The following is a 19,479-nucleotide window of genomic DNA, read 5'->3' as shown; positions in this document are numbered from 1 at the left end:
CCCGGTCACGTTGACCGGACAAACCGGACACAATCTTTGTGCACGCGTTCACAAAGACATAGCCTGCATTCGACGGGGCGGTCTTGGGACATACGGCCGCCTGCAGCCCCGCTCATCCCGCAGGAGCACCGTGGCAACTGGCCGAAATCACCGACCGGCGACCCGTAGCCGAGGAATTCCCGAGGCCACCGTCGCCCGACTTCCGCTGTATCTCCGCGCGCTGACCGCGCTCTCCGAGCGCTCGGTCCCCACGGTCTCCTCCGAGGAGCTCGCCGCGGCGGCGGGGGTCAACTCCGCGAAGCTGCGCAAGGACTTCAGCTACCTCGGCTCGTACGGGACGCGCGGCGTCGGCTACGACGTCGAGTACCTCGTCTACCAGATCTCGCGCGAGCTCGGCCTCACCCAGGACTGGCCGGTCGCCATCGTCGGCATCGGAAACCTCGGCGCGGCCCTCGCCAACTACGGCGGCTTCGCCTCCCGGGGCTTCCGCGTCGCCGCGCTCATCGACGCCGACCCTGCGATGGCCGGTACGCCCGTCGCGGGCATCCCCGTCCAGCACGCCGACGACCTCGACCGCATCATCAGCGAGAACGGCGTCTCCATCGGCGTGATCACCACCCCGCCCGGCGCCGCCCAGCAGGTGTGCGACCGGCTCGTGGCCGCCGGGGTCACCTCGATCCTGAACTTCGCGCCGACCGTCCTCTCGGTGCCCGAGGGCGTCGACGTGCGCAAGGTGGACCTCTCCATCGAGCTCCAGATCCTCGCGTTCCACGAGCAGCGCAAGGCCGGTGAGGACGGCGTCGACACCGCGCCCGACCCGGCCGCGCCGCCCGTGCGCGCCACCACCACCGGCCGGAAGGGACCCGACGGGGACATGCCCGCCGTGATGCCGGCATGAGCCTGCTCCTCGTGGGTCTGAGCCACCGCAGCGCCCCCGTCTCCGTGCTGGAGCGCGCCTCGCTGGCCGCCGACACCCGGGCCAAGCTGCTCCAGGACACCCTGGCCGCCGAGCCCGCCGCCGAGGCCGCCGTCCTCGCCACCTGCAACCGCATCGAGCTGTACGCCGACGTGGACAAGTTCCACGCGGGCGTCGCCGAGCTGTCCACGCTCCTCGCCCAGCACAGCGGCGTCGGGCTCGACGAGCTGACCCCGTATCTCTACGTGCACTACGAGGACCGGGCCGTCCACCACCTGTTCTCGGTGGCCTGCGGGCTCGACTCCATGGTCGTCGGCGAGGGCCAGATCCTCGGCCAGATCAAGGACGCGCTCGCCCTCGGCCAGGAGCTGCACACCGCGGGCCGGCTGCTCAACGACCTCTTCCAGCAGGCCCTCCGGGTCGGCAAGCGCGCCCACAGCGAGACCGGGATCGACCGGGCCGGGCAGTCGCTCGTCACCTTCGGCCTGGAACAGCTCGCCGGCGGCCCCGACACCGCCGCCTGGACCAAGGGCAAGCGCGCCCTGGTCATCGGCGCCGGCTCCATGTCCTCGCTGGCCGCCGCGACCCTGGCCCGCTCCGGCGTCGCCGAGATCGCCGTCGCCAACCGCACCCGGGCCCGCGCCGACCGCCTGGTCGAGATCCTGAACCAGCCCGGCGGTACGGGGGTGCGCGCCCGGGCCGTGGAGATGACCGACGTCGACGCCGAGCTGACACGTGCCGACATCGCCGTCTCCTGCACCGGCGCCACCGGGCTCGTGCTCACCGCCGAGGCCGTCGCCGGGGCGCTCGGCCTCGGCCACGTGCCCGACCCGGCGAGCGGCCTCATCCCGGCGCAGTCCACCGGACCCGACCGCCTGGCGCTGCTGGACCTCGCCATGCCGCGCGACATCGACGCGGCGGCCGGCCGCCTCGACGGTGTGCGCCTCGTCGACATCGAGTCGCTCGCGGAGGCGTCGGCCGACGCCCCGATGGCCGCCGATGTGGACCAGGTGCGCACCATCGTCGCCGACGAGGTCGCCGCCTTCGGGGCCGCCCAGCGCGCCGCCCACATCACCCCGACCGTCGTCGCCCTGCGCACGATGGCCGCCGGCGTGGTCGCGGACGAGATCGCCCGGCTCGACGGGCGCCTCCCCGACCTGGACGAGAAGCAGCGCGCCGAGATCACGCAGACCGTGCGCCGCGTGGTCGACAAGCTCCTGCACGCGCCCACCGTGCGGGTCAAACAGCTCGCCAGCGAACCCGGCGGCGCCGGGTACGCGGACGCGCTGCGTGAACTCTTCGACCTCGACCCGCAGACGGTCGCCGCCGTCTCCCGGGCAGACCTGAACGACCCGAATCGAGGGCGGTCATGACCGACAACTCACCCCTGCGACTGGGCACCCGGCGCAGCAAGCTCGCCATGGCCCAGTCCGGCCACGTCGCCGATGCGGTCAGCGAGGTGACCGGGCGCGCCGTCGAACTCGTGGAGATCACCACGTACGGGGACACCTCCCGGGAGCACCTGGCGCAGATCGGCGGGACCGGCGTGTTCGTCGCCGCGCTGCGCGAGGCGCTGCTGCGCGGCGAGGTGGACTTCGCCGTCCACTCGCTCAAGGACCTGCCGACCGCGCAGCCCGAGGGCCTGGTGCTGGCCGCCGTGCCGGTGCGCGAGGACCCGCGCGACGCGCTGGTCGCCCGGGACGGGCTGACCTTCGCGGAGCTGCCGTCCGGCGCCCGCGTCGGCACCGGCTCCCCGCGCCGCATGGCCCAGCTCAACGCGTACGCCCGGAGCCACGGCCTCGACATCGAGACCGTGCCGATCCGCGGCAACGTCGACACCCGGATCGGGTTCGTACGCGACGGCGAACTGGACGCGGTGGTTCTCGCCGCGGCCGGGCTCAGCCGTCTGGGCCGCAGCGGTGAGGTGACCGACTTCCTGTCGGTCGACACCGTGCTGCCCGCTCCCGGCCAGGGAGCACTGGCGATCGAGTGCGCTGCGAGCAGCGCCGACCTCGCCGCCGCGCTCGCCGAGCTCGACGACCCGTACACCCGGGCCGCCGTGACCGCCGAGCGTGCCCTGCTCGCCGCCCTGGAGGCCGGCTGCTCCGCACCCGTGGGTGCGCTGGCCGACCTCCTGGCCGACGGTCAGGCTGTCAACGAACTGCGCCTGCGCGGTGTCGTCGGTTCCACCGACGGTGCCTCGCTGGTGCAGATGTCCACCACCGGTCCCGTTCCCACGTCGCACGACGACGCGGCGGCGATCGGTCGCGAACTCGCGGCCGACATGCTCGCCAAGGGTGCGGCCGGTCTTATGGGGGAGCGAGCACTTTGAGCCCCACCGGCCCCGCCGCATCCGATTTCCCGGTCCACTCCGCAGGGCACGTCACCTTCCTCGGCGCCGGTCCCGGCGACCCGGGACTGCTGACCCTGCGCGCCGTCGAGGCGCTCGCGAGCGCGGACGTCCTCGTCGCCGAGCCGGATGTTCTCGGCGTCGTCCGCTGCCATGCGCGGGCAGGGGTAAGCACCCCTGAGCTGGCGGTTGTTGACGCGCAGTCAGCACCCGCCGGCGTGCCCGTTCTCAGGGATGCCGCCAATCTTGTCATGGAGGCCGCGAAGGGCGGCAGGCGGGTCGTCCGTGCCGTCGCCGGGGACCCCGGCCTGGACGGGAACGCTGCCGCCGAGATGCTGGCCTGCGCCTCCGCCGGCGTCCCCTTCGAGGTCGTCCCGGGCGTCGCGAACGCCGTCGGGGTGCCCGCGTACGCCGGGGTGCCGCTGCGGGACGCGCAGGGCGCGGACGTCCGGTTCGTCGACGCCCGTACGGCCACCGACCGCTGCTGGAGCGAGGTCGGCGCGAGCGACGCCACGTGCGTCATCTCGACGTCGCTCGACGCGGTGGCCGCCGCCGCCGGTGAGCTGGTCGCGGCGGGCCGCAAGCCCGACACCCCGCTGACCGTGACGGCCGGCGGCACGACGACGCGCCAGCGCACCTGGACGGCGACCCTCGGGACGATCGCCCAGGTCTTCAAGCAGGGCAAGATCCTCCCCTCGCCGGAGGGGCACCAGCCGGTCATAGCCGTGGTCGGGGAGCGCAGCTCCGCCGCCCAGCGCGACCAGCTCGCGTGGTTCGAGTCCAAGCCGATGTTCGGCTGGAAGGTCCTCGTGCCCCGTACGAAGGAGCAGGCGGCCTCGCTCTCCGACCAGCTGCGGTCCTACGGCGCCGTGCCGCACGAGGTGCCGACGATCGCCGTCGAGCCGCCGCGTACGCCCCAGCAGATGGAGCGCGCGGTCAAGGGCCTGGTCACCGGCCGGTACGAGTGGATCGCCTTCACCAGCGTCAACGCCGTGAAGGCCGTCCGGGAGAAGTTCGAGGAGTACGGGCTCGACGCCCGGGCCTTCGCGGGGATCAAGGTCGCCGCGGTCGGCGAGCAGACCGCCGCCGCGCTGATCGACTTCGGTGTGAAGCCGGACCTGGTGCCCTCGGGCGAGCAGTCCGCCGCCGGGCTGCTCGAGGACTGGCCGCCTTACGACCCGGTCTTCGACCCGATCGACCGCGTCTTCCTGCCGCGCGCCGACATCGCCACCGAGACCCTGGTGGCCGGGCTGATCGAGCTCGGCTGGGAGGTGGACGACGTCACCGCGTACCGCACGGTCCGCGCCTCGCCGCCGCCGGCCGAGACCCGCGAGGCGATCAAGGGCGGCGGTTTCGACGCGGTGCTCTTCACCTCGTCCTCGACCGTGCGCAACCTGGTCGGCATCGCGGGCAAGCCGCACAACGTGACGGTCATCGCCTGCATCGGCCCCGCCACGGCGAAGACCGCCGAGGAGCACGGGCTGCGCGTGGACGTCCTGTCGCCGGAGCCCTCGGTGCACAAGCTGGCCGAGGCGCTGGCGGAGTTCGGCGCGCGGCGCCGGGACGCGGCGCGGGAGGCCGGTGACCCGGTGACCCGGCCCAGCGAGCGGCGTCCGGGCGCGCGCAGGCGGCGTACGACGACCTGATCCCGGGCGGTGCGCGGGGCCCGTCCGTCTCTTCGTGAGGCGGGCGGGCCCGCCGCGTTTCCGGTCGCTTTCCCGGCACCGGTGTCGGTAAGAGCCCGGTCCGCGCGGGTCTACGCTCGAAGGATGACTGTCTACGGAAACTTCCCCGGCTCGCGGCCCCGTCGGCTGCGGACGACCCCCGCGATGCGGCGGATGGTCGCCGAGACACGGCTCGATCCGGCCAACCTGATCCTGCCCGCGTTCGTCCGCGAGGGCATCGACGCCCCGGTCGCGGTCTCGGCCATGCCCGGCGTGCAGCAGCACACCCTGGACACCCTGCGCAAGGCGGCCGTCGACGCGGTCTCGGCCGGGGTCTCGGGGATCATGCTCTTCGGCGTCCCGCTGGACGAGAAGAAGGACGGCCGGGGCACGGCGGGCACCGACCCGGACGGCATCCTCCAGGTCGCGCTGCGCGCGGTGCGGGAGGAGGTGGGCGACGATCTCATCGTCATGTCGGACCTGTGCCTGGACGAGTTCACCGACCACGGCCACTGCGGCGTGCTGACCGCGGACGGCCGCGTCGACAACGACGCGACCCTGGAGCGGTACGCGGAGATGGCCCAGGTCCAGGCCGACGCGGGCGCCCATGTGGTCGGCCCCAGCGGCATGATGGACGGCCAGGTCGGCGTCATCCGCGACGCGCTCGACCAGACGGGCCACGAGGACGTCTCGGTCCTCGCGTACACCGTGAAGTACTCCTCCGCGTTCTACGGCCCGTTCCGCGAGGCCGTCGGCTCCTCGCTCCAGGGCGACCGCAAGACCTACCAGCAGGACCCGGCCAACGTCCGCGAGTCCCTGCGCGAGCTGGCGCTCGACCTCGAAGAGGGCGCGGACATGGTCATGGTCAAGCCGGCGGGCCCCTACCTGGACATCCTGGCCAAGGTCGCGGAGGCGTCGGACGTGCCGGTCGCCGCGTACCAGATCAGCGGCGAGTACGCGATGATCGAGGCCGCCGCCGAGAAGGGCTGGATCGACCGCGACGCCGCGATCCTGGAGAGCCTGACGGGCATCCGCCGCGCGGGCGCCCAGCTGATCCTGACGTACTGGGCGACGGAGGTCGCACAGCGGCTGCGGGGCTGACGGGGGCCTGAGGGGCCCGGGCCACCGGGCCCATGACGTGTCCGAGGGCTGTCCCGCGAGGTTTTGCGGGGCAGCCCTCAGCCGTCGCCCAGCCGGTCCGTGAAGGCGACCGCCTCGCGTACGTCCTCGTGCGGGTCCTGTGCCAGGCGGCGCAGCAGGGGCTCGGTGCCGGGGGTCCGCCAGGGGCCCACCGCCTCGGCCAGGGCCGCGCGGACCGTGGGGTCGGGGTGGTCCGCGAGGTGGGCGATCCGCGCCAGCGGGCCCCGGCGGCGCATGCCGAGCCAGTGGAGGGCGGCGCGCAGCTCGGCGGGGTCGCCCGGGTCGCCCGCCTCGGCGATCCTCCGGAGCAGGACGGGTGTCGCGGGGGCCGGGCCGTCGATGGGGTGGGGCCGCCTCCGGCGCAGCCGTTGCGAGCCGTACTCGCCGCGCACCCGGCAGCCGGAGCAGGTGCAGGGCTCCCTGCCGTTGGAGTCCGGGAAGTAGCGCCAGCCGGTCACCTGGCGGACGGCCCGGACGCGGTGGATCTCGGCGCGGGTGACGGCCCTGGGCACGAACACCTCCCAGCCGCGCGGGTCCTCCAGCGCGGCGGTCCTGCGCACCGCCTCGCTCGCGGTCACGGCGGTGTGGGCCCGGCCCGGGCGGTTGGAGTAGTGGCCGACCGTGACGGGCTCGGAGTCGGGCAGCCGCAGGTGGACGGCGACCAGTCCGCGCGGGCCGCCGTGCCGGGCGAGTTCGCGCAGCCACTGGTGGGTCAGGGTGTACGAGGGCAGGACCGGGAAGCAGAACACGCCCCTGGCGCCGTCGCCGTCGCGGCTGGCGGCCCGTATGCCGGAACCGCGGATGCGGGCCGCGTTCGCGGCGGGCGTCAGGTGGACGAACATGGCCATGGGCCCGATCGTAGGCGCCTGGGGTTCGCGGGGTTCGCGCCCCTCAACTGTCGTACCAGGCCCCTACGATCGGGCGCATGAGAGCTTCCGGAACCTTCACCGTCAACTCCTTCGTCCCCTCCGAGCTGAAGCCCGAGCCCGAGGTCGTCACCGCGCTGCCCGTCGGGGTGGCGACGATCGTGAAGACGTTCGAGGGGGAGGTGGCGGGGCGGTCCACGACGCTGTTCACCGCCGCCTTCGACCAGGAGTCCGGGGTCGGTACGTACGTCGCCATGGAGTCCTTCGAGGGGGCGATCGCCGGGCACGAGGGGACGTTCAACTTCGTGCACTCGGCCGCCACCAGCGGCAGCGACCGGGCCGACGAGTTCTTCTCGGTCGTGCCGGGGAGCGGGACCGCCGCCCTCGCCGGGATCAGCGGGGGCGGCGGGCTCGCCGTCGACGAGGACGGCACGCATCGGATCTGGTTCGACTTCGAGCTGGGCGGTCAGTAGGCGAGCGCCTGGTCCATCTCGCTCTGCCAGTAGGTGACGAAGCCGTTGTCGTCCCAGTAGGTGCCGGCGGGCAGCGCCAGTTCGGTCGCGGAGCCGTTGAGCGGCCCGTTGTCGCCGTCGGCGAAGGTGACGCCGAGGCGCTTGCTCTCGTGGGGCTCCTGGCCGTTCGGCTCGCCCGTCAGGCCGATGGCGGCGTAGGCCGACTGACCCGGCGCGAGCGTCACCACGGCCTGCGGCTTGCTGGACCCGAGGACCTGGAACACCGCCTGCGCGCCGTCGAAGCGGAGCATCGGCGCGTGGTACGCGTAGCAGGGGCGGTCGCCCGTGTTGGTCGCCGTGAGCAGCAGGTGGTTGATCGGGCGGCTCACCTTGCTGACGGTCACCTTCGTGTTCGCGCCGGTGCAGGCGACCGCGGACTTCGGCTTCGGCTCGGGCTGCGGCTTGGACGCGGGCTTCGCGGCGGACTCCGCGGGCTTGTCGGCGGGCTTCGCGGCGGGCTCGGTGGTGTCGGCGGCCGGTTCGGTGTCCGTGGCCTCCGTCGAGTCCTTCTCCGGCGCCGCCGACGCCGCGTCGCCCGTGGCCTGGACGGACGCCGCCGGCTTCTTCGCGTCGGTGCCGTCCTCCCCGCCGCACGCCGTGAGCGAGAGGGCGGCGAGGACGGCGGTCGCCGCGAGGACGGTGGTGCGGATGCGGTTGCTGCGCATGGTGGTACTCCCCGTAGGTGTGTGAGTTCGTGGTGAAGGGTGTTCGGTCGTGCCGGTGTGGTCAGTTGCGGCAGATCAGGAGCAGGACGATCGCGGTCGTCACGATCACCACCCCGATCGCCAGCGCATCGGCCAGCTCGACGCGGAAGAGGGTTCGCACTGGTCGGCCCCCGTGGTCGTTGCGGTGTGGTCCGAGCTTGTGGCACGACGGATTCCGGCCGCAACGCCCGACACACCATTGGGGATGCTGGAATGCCTGCGCGTACTGTGACCTGGGCAGATTCCACGTCCCTGGAACGGTGTTCCGGGACGGACCAGGAGGGGGAACGCCGTCGTGGCGACGCCGGAGGCCGAGGAACTAGCGGCTCTGCTGAAGAAACTGAAGGACCGTTCGGGGCGCAGCTACGGGGTGCTCGCGGGCCGGCTGCACGTCAGTACGTCGACACTCCACCGGTACTGCAACGGGGACGCCGTCCCGGGCGAGTTCGCGCCCGTGGAGCGGTTCGGGCGCCTCTGCGGGGCGACCGCCGACGAGCTGGTGGAGATCCACCGCCGGTGGATCATCGCGGACGCGGCACGGAGGCGGGCGAAGGCGGAAGCGTCTGCTCCGGTGGAAGCCGCAAAGCCGGTGCGGGCTGCGCCCGTCGAGCCCGGGGGTGTAGCGCCGGAGGGCGTGGAGCCCGGGGCCGGTGGGCCGGGGGCCGTAGCCCCCGGGTCCGTGGCCCCCGGGGCTGCTGGGCCTGGGGCCGTAGCCCCCGGGTCCGCTGAGCGCGGGGCCGTAGCCCCGGAGGCCGTGAAGCCCGGGGCCGGTGGGCCGGAGGCTGTCGAGTCCGGGGCCGCTGAGCCCGGGGCCGTAGCCCCCGGGGCGGGTGGGCCGGAGGCTGTCAAGTCCGGGGGCGCTGAGCCCGGGTCCGTTGAGCCCGGGGGTGTAGCGCCGGAGGGCGTGGAGCCCGGGGCCGGTGGGCCGGGGGCCGTAACGTCGGAGGGCGTGGAGCCTGGGGCTGCTGGGCTCGGGGCCGTGGCCCCCGTGGCCGGTGGGCCGGGGTCCGTGGCGTCGGAGGCCGTGGAGCCCAGGGCCGCTGGGCCCGGGCCCGTAGCCCCCGGGCCCGTAGCCCCCGGGCCCGTAGCCCCCGGGTCCGTAGCGTCGGAGGCCGCTGGGCCCGGGGCCGTGGCGCACGAGCCCGTGGGTTCCGGGCCCGTGCGGGAAGAGGGGCCCGCCCCCTCCCGTTGGCGCCGGGCCTCCGCTCGTACGCGCGTCCTCCTCGCCGCCGCGGCCGTCGTCGCGCTCACCGTGCCCACCGCCGTCGTCATCGGTCAGCTCAAGCAGACCGGTTCCGAGGTGGCCGGGGGCGCCCCGGGTGTGAGCGCCACGACGGCGGGGAAGGCCGCGGACGCCGTCTCCCCGTCCCCGTACAGCCCCTCGCCCTCGGTCAGCGCGTCGAAGCGGCCCAGCGCCTCCGCGACCACCGGTTCGGCCAGTCCCACCGCACGCACGTCGCCGTCCGCCTCGCGCACCACCGGCGCGCCCGAAGGCGCGACCGGGCGACCGCCCACGGTGACCATCAGTTCGTACAACTGGGAGGAGCCGTGCGGGCAGTTCTATCTGCTGGGCCAGGACCCGGCGACCGTGCCGCCCCCGCCGTCGCCCAACAGCACCCGGGGCTGGGCGCGGGCGCTCGGCGGGGTGGACGGCGGCTCCATGAAGCTGGAGCTGACCGTGCAGGGCACCTCCGCGCAGGCCGTCGTCCTGACCGGGCTCCGGGTGAAGGTGCTGAGCCAGCGGGCGCCCCTGCGGCAGTCGGCGTTCTCGATGGGCGACGGTTGCGGCAGCGGCATCGAGCCCCAGTCCTTCGACGTGGACCTGGACGACAGCCGCCCGGCGCTCAAGCCGGTCGCCGGGCAGCAGGGCGACGAGACCGTGCCCGCGAAGGACTTCCCGTTCCGGGTGTCGTCCAGCGATGTGGAGGTCTTCGACCTGGACGCGCACGTGGAGGGCCACGACGTCAGCTGGTACCTGGAGCTGGACTGGTCCAGCGGCGGCCGTACGGGCACCCTGCGCGTGGACGACGGCGGCAAGCCGTTCCGTACGAGCAGCATCGCCGGGCGCCCGGAGTACTACTACCGCTACGACACCTCGGTCTGGGAAAAGCGCTGAGCGGCACGCCGCCCTTCCCGGGCCGCGTGCCGCTCAAACGGATCAGGCGCGCTTGCGGCGGCGGGCCATCACCACGAGACCCGCACCGGCGGCGACGACCACGGCGCCTCCGACGGTGATCGGGACCATGTTGCTGCTACCGGTCGTCGCCAGGTCGCCCTCGGGCTGAGAGGGGCTGGCGGACGGGGCCGGGGCGCCCGGGGTCGTGGTGCCCGACGGGGTGGCGGGCGGCGTCGCGCTGCCGGACGGCGGCACCGAGGCCGACGGGGTGGGGGACGCCGGGGGCGTCGTGGAGGGCGTGCCGCTCGGCGTCGTACCGGGCTTCGGGGTGCCGGGCACCTCGGGCAGGCAGCCGGTGAACGGGAAGTGATGCGTCTCCGCGCCGCCCGAGCCGTGCAGCGAGGCCACCCACACCGAGCCGTTGACCGGGGCGGCGTTGCCGAGCTCCAGGTGCGCGTACGGGGCGAGCACGCTGCCCGGCCAGGCGGCCTGGCTGTTCTTGACGATCTTCGTGGCGTTCGGGAAGTTCCACAGCAGCTTGGCGCGGATCGCGCCGTCCTGCGCGCTCTGCGTCTTGTCGTCCAGGACGAAGTCCTGACCGCCCGACAGGAAGAAGCCCGTCGTGCCGGCCGTCGCCATGTCGTACGTCTGGCCGGTGACGTTGACGATGGTCGTCGCCCCGGCCGGAACCTTGACGAAGACCTCCTTCGCCTTCTCCAGCTGCGACGCCTCGACCGAGAACACGTTCCGGCCGGTGTCCGTGCCGGTCAGCGTCAGCCGGTTGCCGTCCAGGCTCACGGTGGCGCCGGAGGTCGCCGTCTCCTTGGCCAGCGCGTCCGAGTACGACCGGAGCTTCGCGAACTCGCCGTCGAAGTCGATCAGATCGGCCTTCTTGCTGAAGGTGCCGTTGTGCAGATCCACGGGGCGGTCCTTGACCGTGCCGCCGACGACGGCGTTGCCCTTCATCACGACGGTGGCCGAACCGCCGTTCTCCAGGTTGCCCCGGACGACGAGCGACGCCCGGCCCGGCAGCGCGTCCACCTGGGCCGCCGTCAGCTCGTTCCCTACGCTGAACCCGCCCTTGAAGTCGGCGTTCCCGCCGACCGCCACGGCGCCTTCCGCGTCGGGGGAGTGGACGTCGTCCCCGAGGACGAACTCGCCGTACTTCCCGGCGATCCCGAAGGCGTCGGTGGTGCAGTCCGCCGAGGCGGGAGCGGCCTGGGCGGCCGGAGCGACGGTGAGCCCGAGAATGAGGGCACCGCCGAGCGCCGCGAGGGCGGCGGAGGTCGGTATGCGCATGGTGCGTGGGTCTCCTGCGGAGCGGTTATGAAGGTTCTGTGGCGACTCCGGCCATGATTCTCATACTTGGGGAAATTGGTCAAGACCAATGGGGGCATCGGCCCCCATTGGTTACGGAGTTCAGCGCCCCACGTGCACGGTAGAGGTGTGCGCGGCGACTTCGACGCACGCGCCGCCCTCGCTCCCGCTGTAGCTGGACTTGAACCACGTAAGTGCAGTGCTCACTGCTCTCCCAGCAGACTGTCTATGCTGTACGACCGCCGCGTCCGCCAGTTGATGCTGGGTCAGGCCGGCCATGCGGCGGAAATGGGTGACCAGGGCGCCCGTCATCTTCATGATCGACGCGTCCTTGCGCCGACGGCTCTTGCTTCGCATACGGTGCCCACTCCCCCCACCCGGGCACCCGCTTCACGCCTGCCCGACCCGTACAAGCTGTGTGTACGGGTGCTCACTGTGCGCGATGTCCGCCATATCGCCCCCGTCGCGGGGAAGACGGTCTCTGCCCCGAGCGACCGCACACCCTCCGAGGAGCGACGACATGACCAGCGGCACCGACGACAGACCGGAACTGCGGACCGCGGACCCCGTGACCCACGCGGACGCGGTCCTCGTGGAGCGCGCCCACCGGCTCAGACGGCGGCTGGAACGGCTCATCGGGATCGCCGCGACCGAGGGGAACGAGCTGGTCCCGCTGCGGAACGGCGACGCGATCTTCGCCGCGATGCTGGCCGGCATCCGCGCCGCCGAGCACACCGTGGACATGATGACGTTCGTCTACTGGCGCGGCGACATCGCGCGGGAGTTCGCCGTCACGCTGGCCGAGCGCGCCCGCGCCGGGGTCCGCGTACGGCTGCTGCTCGACGGGTTCGGCAGCAGGCTCATAGAGAAGGACCAGCTGCGGGCCATGGAGGACGCGGGCGTCCAGGTCGCGTGGTTCCGCAAGCCGCTCTACCTGTCGCCCCTGAAGCAGAACCACCGCTGCCACCGCAAGGTCCTCGTGGTGGACGAGGAGACCGCCTTCACCGGAGGCGTCGGGATAGCCGAGGAGTGGTGCGGCGACGCGCGGAACGAGAACGAGTGGCGCGACACCCACGTCCGCGTACGGGGCCCGGCCGTCGACGGGCTCGCCGCGGCCTTCGCGCAGAACTGGGCCGAGTGCCACGACGAACTCTTCGACGCGCGCGACCGGTTCCGGAACATCCCGCCGCGGGGCGACGCCGTCGTCCAGGTGGTGCGCGGCTCGGCCAGCATGGGCTGGCAGGACATGCAGACCCTGCTCCGGGTCGTCCTGGAGACCGCCGAGGAACGCGTCAGGATCGCCACGGCCTACTTCGCCCCGGACGCCTTCTTCGTGGAGCTGATGTGCGCGGCGGCGCGGCGCGGGGTCGAGGTCGAGATCCTGCTGCCGGGCCCGCACACCGACAAGCGGGTCTGCCAGCTCGCCGGGCAGCTGTACTACGAGCGGCTGACGGCGTGCGGTGTGAAGATCTACCAGTACCGGCCGACGATGATGCACGCCAAGGTCGTCACCGTCGACCGGGTCGCCGCGCTCATCGGCTCCACGAACATCAACCGCCGCTCCCTCGACCACGACGAGGAGGTCATGCTGGCGGTCCTGGACCGGGAACTCACCGCGACGCTCGACGGCCACTTCTCGGAGGACCTGGCGGTGAGCGAGCGCATCGAGGGCCGGAGGTGGCGGCGCAGGTCCCTCGCGCAGCGGCTCCGCGAGACGTCGGTACGACCGCTGCGCCGCTTCCTGTGAGCCGGCGTCAGCGCGCCATCGCGACGAGGATGACCTTGCCCTGCGGCGGGTGGTCGCGGATGTCGGTCTTCTTGGACAGCCTCAGCACCAGGGGCCAGCCGAAGCCCCCCGTGCCCCCGCGAAGGTCGGGGGTGCGCTGCTGGGGCCGGTCCGGACTGGGGTCGGCGACCTGCACGTACAGCGTGTCCGCGTCCGCCCCGAAGGCCAGCGCGGTCACCGCGCCCGCGTGCCGGATCGCGTTCGTCACCAGTTCGGACACCAGCAGCAGCAGGTCCTGAAGGGTCGTCGCCGCCGGCCGTGGGTCGAGTGTCGCCACGAACGCCTTGGCCGCCGCCCGCGCGTCGGCCGCCTTGGACGGCGGTGGCTCGGTCACGGTCATCGCGTGCGGCGAGGGAGACACCGTCGCTGAGTCGAGGTCAGTCATCTTCTCCCCCGGAGAAATGATCGTCGAACGGTCTGAATTCTTCTTCTTCCCTCGGCTTCCAGGCGTATCCGGCTTTCTTCCCGTACGGGGGCAGGGGACTGAACACGCCGGATCGCGGGAAGACGGGGCAGGGAAATTTCCGGCCCGCCAGGGCACCGGAACAAGGCCGTGGCCGAAGGGAACAGCAGATGACCGACTCCGCCGACCCCGTCCGGGACGCACCCGCGCTGGTCACCCACCCGGTGCCCGACCTGCAGCTGCAGATGCTGCTCCGGCTGCTCGACCGCGAGCCCCGCTCCGGCCTGCCGCTGACACTGGCCGTACCCGCCGGGGTCCTGCACGGCGAGGTGATCGGCCACGAGGCGTGGAAGGCCGAATGGGCGCGCAGCCTGCGCCAGGTGGAGGGTGAGGGGGCGAACCTCCTGGCGGAGTTCCCCGAGACGGTGGACCAGGGGGTCAAGGAGGCGCGGGCGGAGGAGGACATCCCCCTCCTGCCCCGGTGGATTCACCTGCGGGACGCCACCCTCGTCTGCGGCGGCGCCACCCCGCTGCGGCTGCCGCTGTGGCGCGGCCGGCTGTCCGACGTCTCGGGATGGACGCTGGGGCGCCCCGAATAGAAGGGTGGGGCGGGGCCGCCGGGCCCCGCCCCGTGACCGAGCCGCTCCTCAGAGCCGCTCGGGCGTCCGGATGCCGAGCAGCGCCATGCCCCGGTGCAGGGTGCGCGCGGTGAGGTCGCAGAGGAACAGCCGGTTCTCGACCACCTCGGCCGGATTGTCCTCGCTCAGCACGTGGCACTGGTCGTAGAACGTCGTGTAGAGCGACGCGAGCTGGTAGAGGTACGCGGCCAGCTTGTGCGGCTCGTACTGCGCGGCCACCTCGGCCAGCACCTCGCCGAACTGGTCCAGGTGCAGGCCCAGCGTCCGCTCCGCCGGGGCCAGCTCCAGCTCCGGGTGCGCCACCGGCTTCGCGTCGCCCGCCTTGCGCAGGATCGACTGGATGCGCGCGTACGCGTACTGGAGGTACACCGACGTGTCGCCGTTCAGCGACACCATCTGGTCCAGGTCGAACTTGTAGTCCCGCACGGCGGAGGTCGACAGGTCCGCGTACTTCACGGCGCCCACGCCGACGTACCGGCCGTTCTCCACGATCTCCTGCTCGGACAGGCCCACCTTCTCGGCCTTCTCCCGGACCACGGCGGTCGCCCGCTCGACGGCCTCGTCCAGCAGGTCCTCCAGCCGGACCGTGACGCCCTCACGGGTCTTGAACGGCTTGCCGTCCTTGCCGAGCACCGTGCCGAACGCCAGCTGGTGCGCCTTCACGTCGTCGTTCAGCCAGCCCGCCCGGCGGGCCGTCTCGAAGACCATCTTGAAGTGCAGCGACTGCCGCGCGTCCACCACGTACAGCAGGGTGTCCGCCTTGAGGCCCTGCACCCGGTCGCGGATCGCGGAGAGGTCGGTCGCCGCGTAGCCGTAACCGCCGTTCGTCTTCTTGACGATCAGCGGGACCTTGTTGCCGTCGGGGCCCAGCACGTCGTCGAAGAAGACGCACAGCGCACCCTCGGAGCGGACGGCGACACCCGTCTCCTCCAGGATGCGGCAGGTCTCCTCCAGCATGTCGTTGTAACCGGACTCGCCGACGATGTCGGGGTCGGAGATCTCCATGTCCAGCTTGTCGAAGACCGAGTAGAAGTAGATCTTCGACTCGTCCACGAACCGCTGCCACATGGCCAGCGTCTCCGCGTCGCCCGCCTGGAGCGCGACCACCCGGTCCCGGGAGCGCGCCTTGAACTCCTCGTCCGAGTCGAACAGGGCCCGCGACGCCTTGTAGAGCCGGTTCAGCGAGGACATCGCGGCCTCGCCGTCCTCCTTGCCGCCCTCGTGGTCCAGCTCGTGCGGGTGCTCCACGAGGTACTGGATGAGCATGCCGAACTGCGTGCCCCAGTCGCCGATGTGGTGGCGCCGGACCACGGTCTCGCCGGTGAACTCCAGAATCCGCACCATCGCGTCACCGATCACCGCGGACCGCAGGTGGCCGACGTGCATCTCCTTGGCCACGTTGGGCTGCGCGTAGTCCACGACCGTGGTGCCCGCCGCGCCGTTCGCCGGGACGCCCAGCCGGTCGCCGTCCGCAGCGCGCGCGGCCAGCGTCCCGGTGATCGCCCGGTCGGTCAGCGTGACGTTCAGGAAGCCGGGGCCGGAGACCTCGACGTCCTTGATCAGCTCCGAGGCCGGGAGCGCGCCGGTGACCTTGGCGGCCAGCTCGCGCGGATTGCCCTTGAGCTTCTTGGCGAGCGCCAGGATGCCGTTGGCCTGGAAGTCGGCCCGGTCGCTTCGGCGCAGCAGCGGATCGGCGGTGCCGGCTTCCGGCAGCGCTGCCGTCAGGGCGTCCGCCAGCTGCTGCTGGAGCGTGGAAGCGAGGGAAGTGACCGAGGCCATGAGCCGGCTGCCGTTTCGGTAGAGGACAAAGGATCAGTCCAGTATTCCACGGGGCGTAAAGCCGTTTTCGTGTCGCGGCCCGCACCTGGGAGAATGGGAGGTGCCCCTACGAGTCCTACACGAGAGAAGGACGTGCCGACCGTGGCTCAGAGTCAGAGCAGCACCGAGACCGACTGGGTCTCCCGCTTCGCGGACGAGGTCATCGCCGAATCGGAGCGTCGTGCGCCTGGCAAACCGGTCGTCGTCGCCTCCGGCCTCTCCCCGTCGGGCCCGATCCACCTGGGCAACCTCCGCGAGGTCATGACCCCGCACCTGGTCGCCGACGAGATCCGCCGCCGCGGCCACACCGTGCGCCACCTGATCTCCTGGGACGACTACGACCGCTACCGCAAGGTGCCGAACGGCGTCCCCGGCATCGACGCGTCCTGGGCCGAGCACATCGGCAAGCCGCTGACCTCGGTGCCCGCCCCGGCCGGGTCCGCGTACCCGAACTGGGCCGAGCACTTCAAGGCCGCCATGACCGCGTCCCTGGCCGAGCTGGGCGTCGAGTACGACCCGATCAGCCAGACGGAGCAGTACCTCGCCGGCACCTACCGCGAGCAGATCCTGCACGCCATGCGCCACCGCGCGGACATCGACGCCATCCTCGACCGCTACCGCACCAAGAAGGACCCCGCGGCGGCCGGCAAGGGCGGCAAGAAGCCGCAGCAGAAGAAGGTGGACGAGGCCGAGCTGGAGGCCGAGGCGGGATCCGGCGCGGCCAGTGAGGACGACGGCAGCGGCGGCTCCGCCGGCTACTTCCCGTACAAGCCCTACTGCGGCAACTGCGAGAAGGACCTCACCACCGTCACCTCGTACGACGACGACACCACCGAGCTGAACTACACCTGCACCGCCTGCGGCTTCGCCGAGACCGTCCGGCTCAGCGAGTTCAACCGGGGCAAGCTGGTCTGGAAGGTCGACTGGCCCATGCGCTGGGCCTACGAGGGCGTGGTCTTCGAGCCCAGCGGCGTCGACCACTCCTCGCCCGGCTCCTCCTTCGTCGTCGGCGGCCAGATCGTCCGCGAGGTCTTCGACGGCGTCCAGCCGATCGGGCCCATGTACGCCTTCGTCGGGATCTCCGGCATGGCGAAGATGTCCTCCTCCAAGGGCGGCGTGCCCACCCCCGCCGACGCCCTGAAGATCATGGAGGCCCCGCTGCTGCGCTGGCTCTACGCCCGCCGCAAGCCCAACCAGTCCTTCAAGATCGCCTTCGACCAGGAGATCCAGCGGCTCTACGACGAGTGGGACTCGCTGGCCCGCAAGGTCGCCGACGGCACGGTCCTCCCGGCCGACGCCGCCGCCTACAGCCGCGCGACCGGCACGGCCGCCGGCCCGCTGCCGAGCACGCCGCGCCCGCTGCCCTACCGCACCCTCGCCTCGGTCGCCGACATCACCGCCGGCGCCGAGGACCAGACGCTGCGCATCCTCAGCGAACTGGACCCGGCGAACCCGCTCACCTCGCTGGACGAGGCCCGCCCGCGCCTCGACCGCGCCGAGAGCTGGATCACCACCCAGGTCCCGGCCGAGGCCCGCACCATCGTGCGCGACGAGCCGGACAAGGAGCTGCTCGGCTCGCTCGACGACCAGGGGCGCGAGTCGCTGCGCCTGCTCCTGGAAGGGCTGGACACGCACTGGTCCCTCGACGGCCTGACCACGCTCGTCTACGGCGTGCCGAAGGTCCTCGCGGGGCTCGAGCCCGACGCCAAGCCGACGCCCGAGCTGAAGACCGCCCAGCGGTCCTTCTTCGCCCTGCTCTATCGGCTGCTCGTCAGCCGCGACACGGGCCCGCGCCTGCCCACGCTGCTGCTCGCGGTGGGGGCGGACCGGGTGCGCCGGCTGCTGGGCGCGTAACCGCGGATACGCCGAAGGGGCCGCCTCCCGCGTGGGAGGCGGCCCCTCGTGCGTTCGCGCGCTCAGGCGATGTGTTCGGCTTCCAGCTCCTGGTGGTACCGCTGCTTGAAGGCCGGCATCAGCTGCCGGATCAGCGCCTCGCTGCGCGGGTGGCGGACGTTGTGCCCGTCCGTCAGGTGTATGTCGAGGACCGCGACGCTCGGGTAGTCGTTGTTCTCGGCGATGAACGCGGAGAACACCTCGTACGCGATCTCCGCGAACTCCTCGTCCTCCCGCGTCCACTCCTGCGTCCACTGCTGCGCGGGGTCCTGGACGGGCTCCGGCTCCTGTGCCGGCGCGGGCACCGGTTCCGGCTCCGGCTCCGGCGCGGGCGCCGCGAGGGACGGGTCGAAGGTGGGGTCGTAGCCGCCCTCGTACACCTTGGCGGTGGCCTGGGCCGGGAACCAGGGGTTGTCGTCGGCGGCGGGCTGCTCCGGGGCCGCCGTCAGCGGCAGCTCCGGGTGCTGCTGGGCCGTCTCCACGGCGGGCGCGGCGGGCACCGGTTCCGGCAGGGGCGCGGGCCTGGGCTCCGGGTCGGCCGGTTGCGGGGCCGGCGGCAGGAGGGCCGGTTCGATGCCGGCGGCGGCCAGGCCGGCCGGGCCGGTCTCGGCGAGCGGGACGCCGTACTTCGCGAGGCGCAGCGGCATCAGGGACTCGACGGGCGCCTTGCGCCGCCAGGAGCGGCCGTAGCGGGCCTGGAGGCGGGCCTGGTAGATCAGGCGGTCCTGCTCCAGCTTGATGACCTGCTCGTAGCTGCGGAGCTCCCACAGCTTCATGCGGCGCCAGAGCCGGAAGGTGGGGACCGGCGACAGCAGCCACCGGGTGAGGCGGACGCCCTCCATGTGCTTGTCGGCCGTGATGTCCGCGATCCGGCCCACGGCGTGGCGGGCGGCCTCGACGGCGACGACGAAGAGGACGGGGATGACCGCGTGCATGCCGACGCCGAGCGGGTCGGGCCAGGCGGCGGCGCCGTTGAAGGCGATCGTCGCGGCCGTCAGCAGCCAGGCCGTCTGGCGCAGCAGCGGGAACGGGATGCGCAGCCAGGTGAGGAGCAGGTCCAGGGCGAGCAGGACGCAGATGCCCGCGTCGATGCCGATCGGGAAGACCAGCGAGAAGTCGCCGAACCCCTTGCTCAGGGCCAGCTCGCGCACCGCCGCGTACGAACCGGCGAAACCGATCGCGGCGATCAGCACCGCGCCGGCCACGACCAGACCGATCAGCACCCGATGCGTGCGCGTCAGCTGCATGGCAGCCACCCCCCATCCCCTCCCTGTTCCCTTGTCCTCGTCCGTGCTCGTCGCCGGGGGCTTGTTTCCGGCGGGCACAGCCTGGCACATGTGTGCGAGAGGTGTCGCG

At 72.6% G+C, this 19,479-nt stretch carries 16 protein-coding genes and 2 pseudogenes; 11 read left to right on the top strand and 7 right to left on the bottom strand.

The annotated features are described in order from the left end of the window. Positions 1-130 precede the first annotated feature (130 nt). The 5 genes from FKN01_RS26245 (at position 131) to hemB (ending at position 6,031) form a co-directional block, all read left to right on the top strand. The gene (locus FKN01_RS26245) at positions 131-898 is read left to right on the top strand and encodes a redox-sensing transcriptional repressor Rex (RefSeq protein ID WP_143624791.1); all 768 of its coding nucleotides are present in this window, start codon (positions 131-133) and stop codon (positions 896-898) included. After that, positions 895-2,289: a glutamyl-tRNA reductase gene (locus tag FKN01_RS26240; protein ID WP_143624789.1), complete on the top strand. Its 1,395-nt coding sequence runs from the start codon at positions 895-897 to the stop codon at positions 2,287-2,289. The genes FKN01_RS26245 and FKN01_RS26240 overlap by 4 nt, the downstream gene beginning before the upstream one ends. Then, on the top strand, positions 2,286-3,248 hold the full coding sequence (gene hemC / locus FKN01_RS26235) for a hydroxymethylbilane synthase (protein ID WP_143624787.1): 963 nt from the start codon (positions 2,286-2,288) through the stop codon (positions 3,246-3,248). The genes FKN01_RS26240 and hemC overlap by 4 nt, the downstream gene beginning before the upstream one ends. Beyond that, positions 3,245-4,912, top strand: coding sequence for a uroporphyrinogen-III synthase (locus FKN01_RS26230; RefSeq protein WP_143624785.1), 1,668 nt, complete (start codon positions 3,245-3,247; stop codon positions 4,910-4,912). Before hemC ends, FKN01_RS26230 begins: the two co-directional genes overlap by 4 nt. A 123-nt stretch (positions 4,913-5,035) precedes the next feature. Further along, positions 5,036-6,031: a porphobilinogen synthase gene (gene hemB / locus FKN01_RS26225; RefSeq protein WP_143624783.1), complete on the top strand. Its 996-nt coding sequence runs from the start codon at positions 5,036-5,038 to the stop codon at positions 6,029-6,031. 77 nt (positions 6,032-6,108) lie between these two features. Here the strand turns inward: hemB and FKN01_RS26220 are convergent, their stop codons facing one another. Continuing rightward, complete coding sequence (locus FKN01_RS26220; protein ID WP_185992992.1) at positions 6,109-6,918, bottom strand: HEAT repeat domain-containing protein; 810 nt, start codon at positions 6,916-6,918, stop codon at positions 6,109-6,111. A gap of 77 nt (positions 6,919-6,995) precedes the next feature. Here FKN01_RS26220 and FKN01_RS26215 point away from each other — a divergent pair, with 77 nt between their 5' ends. Further along, positions 6,996-7,409: a DUF3224 domain-containing protein gene (locus tag FKN01_RS26215; protein ID WP_143624782.1), complete on the top strand. Its 414-nt coding sequence runs from the start codon at positions 6,996-6,998 to the stop codon at positions 7,407-7,409. On the opposite strand, the gene FKN01_RS26210 is transcribed toward FKN01_RS26215, so the two are convergent. Further along, a complete protein-coding gene (locus FKN01_RS26210) occupies positions 7,403-8,113 on the bottom strand; it encodes a DUF4232 domain-containing protein (RefSeq protein ID WP_143624780.1) in 711 nt (236 codons plus the stop codon). The two genes, FKN01_RS26215 and FKN01_RS26210, sit on opposite strands and share 7 nt — an antisense overlap. A 334-nt stretch (positions 8,114-8,447) precedes the next feature. On the opposite strand from FKN01_RS26210, the pseudogene FKN01_RS33625 reads away from it, so the two are divergent. Together FKN01_RS33625 and FKN01_RS26200 are read left to right on the top strand one after the other, a co-directional pair. Then, positions 8,448-8,642, top strand: a pseudogene (locus FKN01_RS33625) (helix-turn-helix domain-containing protein); the annotation flags it as partial. 654 nt (positions 8,643-9,296) lie between these two features. Beyond that, positions 9,297-10,268, top strand: coding sequence for a transcriptional regulator (locus FKN01_RS26200; RefSeq protein WP_260697015.1), 972 nt, complete (start codon positions 9,297-9,299; stop codon positions 10,266-10,268). 42 nt (positions 10,269-10,310) lie between these two features. Here the strand turns inward: FKN01_RS26200 and FKN01_RS26195 are convergent, their stop codons facing one another. Together FKN01_RS26195 and FKN01_RS26190 are read right to left on the bottom strand one after the other, a co-directional pair. Further along, positions 10,311-11,567: a choice-of-anchor A family protein gene (locus FKN01_RS26195; RefSeq protein ID WP_143624778.1), complete on the bottom strand. Its 1,257-nt coding sequence runs from the start codon at positions 11,565-11,567 to the stop codon at positions 10,311-10,313. 129 nt (positions 11,568-11,696) lie between these two features. Continuing rightward, positions 11,697-11,792 (bottom strand): annotated as a pseudogene (locus FKN01_RS26190) (DUF397 domain-containing protein); the annotation flags it as partial. A 313-nt stretch (positions 11,793-12,105) separates the two neighbouring features. Between FKN01_RS26190 and FKN01_RS26180 the strand changes: the two are divergent. Continuing rightward, a complete protein-coding gene (locus tag FKN01_RS26180; RefSeq protein ID WP_143624776.1) occupies positions 12,106-13,332 on the top strand; it encodes a phosphatidylserine/phosphatidylglycerophosphate/cardiolipin synthase family protein in 1,227 nt (408 codons plus the stop codon). Positions 13,333-13,339: 7 nt separating this feature from the next. On the opposite strand, the gene FKN01_RS26175 is transcribed toward FKN01_RS26180, so the two are convergent. Further along, a complete protein-coding gene (locus tag FKN01_RS26175; RefSeq protein ID WP_143624820.1) occupies positions 13,340-13,711 on the bottom strand; it encodes an ATP-binding protein in 372 nt (123 codons plus the stop codon). Positions 13,712-13,944: 233 nt separating this feature from the next. On the opposite strand from FKN01_RS26175, the gene FKN01_RS26170 reads away from it, so the two are divergent. Continuing rightward, a complete protein-coding gene (locus FKN01_RS26170) occupies positions 13,945-14,373 on the top strand; it encodes a hypothetical protein (RefSeq protein WP_143624774.1) in 429 nt (142 codons plus the stop codon). A 48-nt stretch (positions 14,374-14,421) separates the two neighbouring features. Here the strand turns inward: FKN01_RS26170 and argS are convergent, their stop codons facing one another. Beyond that, positions 14,422-16,191: an arginine--tRNA ligase gene (argS, locus tag FKN01_RS26165; RefSeq protein WP_143624772.1), complete on the bottom strand. Its 1,770-nt coding sequence runs from the start codon at positions 16,189-16,191 to the stop codon at positions 14,422-14,424. 132 nt (positions 16,192-16,323) lie between these two features. Here argS and lysS point away from each other — a divergent pair, with 132 nt between their 5' ends. Further along, positions 16,324-18,084, top strand: coding sequence for a lysine--tRNA ligase (gene lysS, locus FKN01_RS26160; protein WP_143624770.1), 1,761 nt, complete (start codon positions 16,324-16,326; stop codon positions 18,082-18,084). 62 nt (positions 18,085-18,146) lie between these two features. Here the strand turns inward: lysS and FKN01_RS26155 are convergent, their stop codons facing one another. Further along, entirely contained in the window at positions 18,147-19,370 is a 1,224-nt protein-coding gene (locus tag FKN01_RS26155) for a DUF2637 domain-containing protein (protein WP_143624768.1), read from the bottom strand. Positions 19,371-19,479 lie beyond the last annotated feature (109 nt).

The organism is Streptomyces sp. 130, assembly GCF_007096885.1.
Taxonomy (GTDB): Bacteria; Actinomycetota; Actinomycetes; order Streptomycetales; family Streptomycetaceae; genus Streptomyces.
Note: the sequence above shows the minus strand (reverse complement) of the source record. Positions and strands in the feature narration are given on the sequence as shown.

What these genes read in the sequence shown, in the direction of transcription:
- FKN01_RS26180 (WP_143624776.1), top strand. Translation starts at nt 12,106, where the DNA reads ATGACCAGCGGCACCGACGACAGACCGGAACTGCGGACCGCGGACCCC.
- argS (WP_143624772.1), bottom strand. Translation starts at nt 16,191, where the DNA reads ATGGCCTCGGTCACTTCCCTCGCTTCCACGCTCCAGCAGCAGCTGGCG.
- FKN01_RS26155 (WP_143624768.1), bottom strand. Translation starts at nt 19,370, where the DNA reads ATGCAGCTGACGCGCACGCATCGGGTGCTGATCGGTCTGGTCGTGGCC.
- FKN01_RS26175 (WP_143624820.1), bottom strand. Translation starts at nt 13,711, where the DNA reads ATGACCGTGACCGAGCCACCGCCGTCCAAGGCGGCCGACGCGCGGGCG.
- hemB (WP_143624783.1), top strand. Translation starts at nt 5,036, where the DNA reads ATGACTGTCTACGGAAACTTCCCCGGCTCGCGGCCCCGTCGGCTGCGG.
- FKN01_RS26215 (WP_143624782.1), top strand. Translation starts at nt 6,996, where the DNA reads ATGAGAGCTTCCGGAACCTTCACCGTCAACTCCTTCGTCCCCTCCGAG.
- FKN01_RS26170 (WP_143624774.1), top strand. Translation starts at nt 13,945, where the DNA reads ATGACCGACTCCGCCGACCCCGTCCGGGACGCACCCGCGCTGGTCACC.
- FKN01_RS26210 (WP_143624780.1), bottom strand. Translation starts at nt 8,113, where the DNA reads ATGCGCAGCAACCGCATCCGCACCACCGTCCTCGCGGCGACCGCCGTC.
- FKN01_RS26195 (WP_143624778.1), bottom strand. Translation starts at nt 11,567, where the DNA reads ATGCGCATACCGACCTCCGCCGCCCTCGCGGCGCTCGGCGGTGCCCTC.
- hemC (WP_143624787.1), top strand. Translation starts at nt 2,286, where the DNA reads ATGACCGACAACTCACCCCTGCGACTGGGCACCCGGCGCAGCAAGCTC.
- FKN01_RS26220 (WP_185992992.1), bottom strand. Translation starts at nt 6,918, where the DNA reads ATGGCCATGTTCGTCCACCTGACGCCCGCCGCGAACGCGGCCCGCATC.
- FKN01_RS26240 (WP_143624789.1), top strand. Translation starts at nt 895, where the DNA reads ATGAGCCTGCTCCTCGTGGGTCTGAGCCACCGCAGCGCCCCCGTCTCC.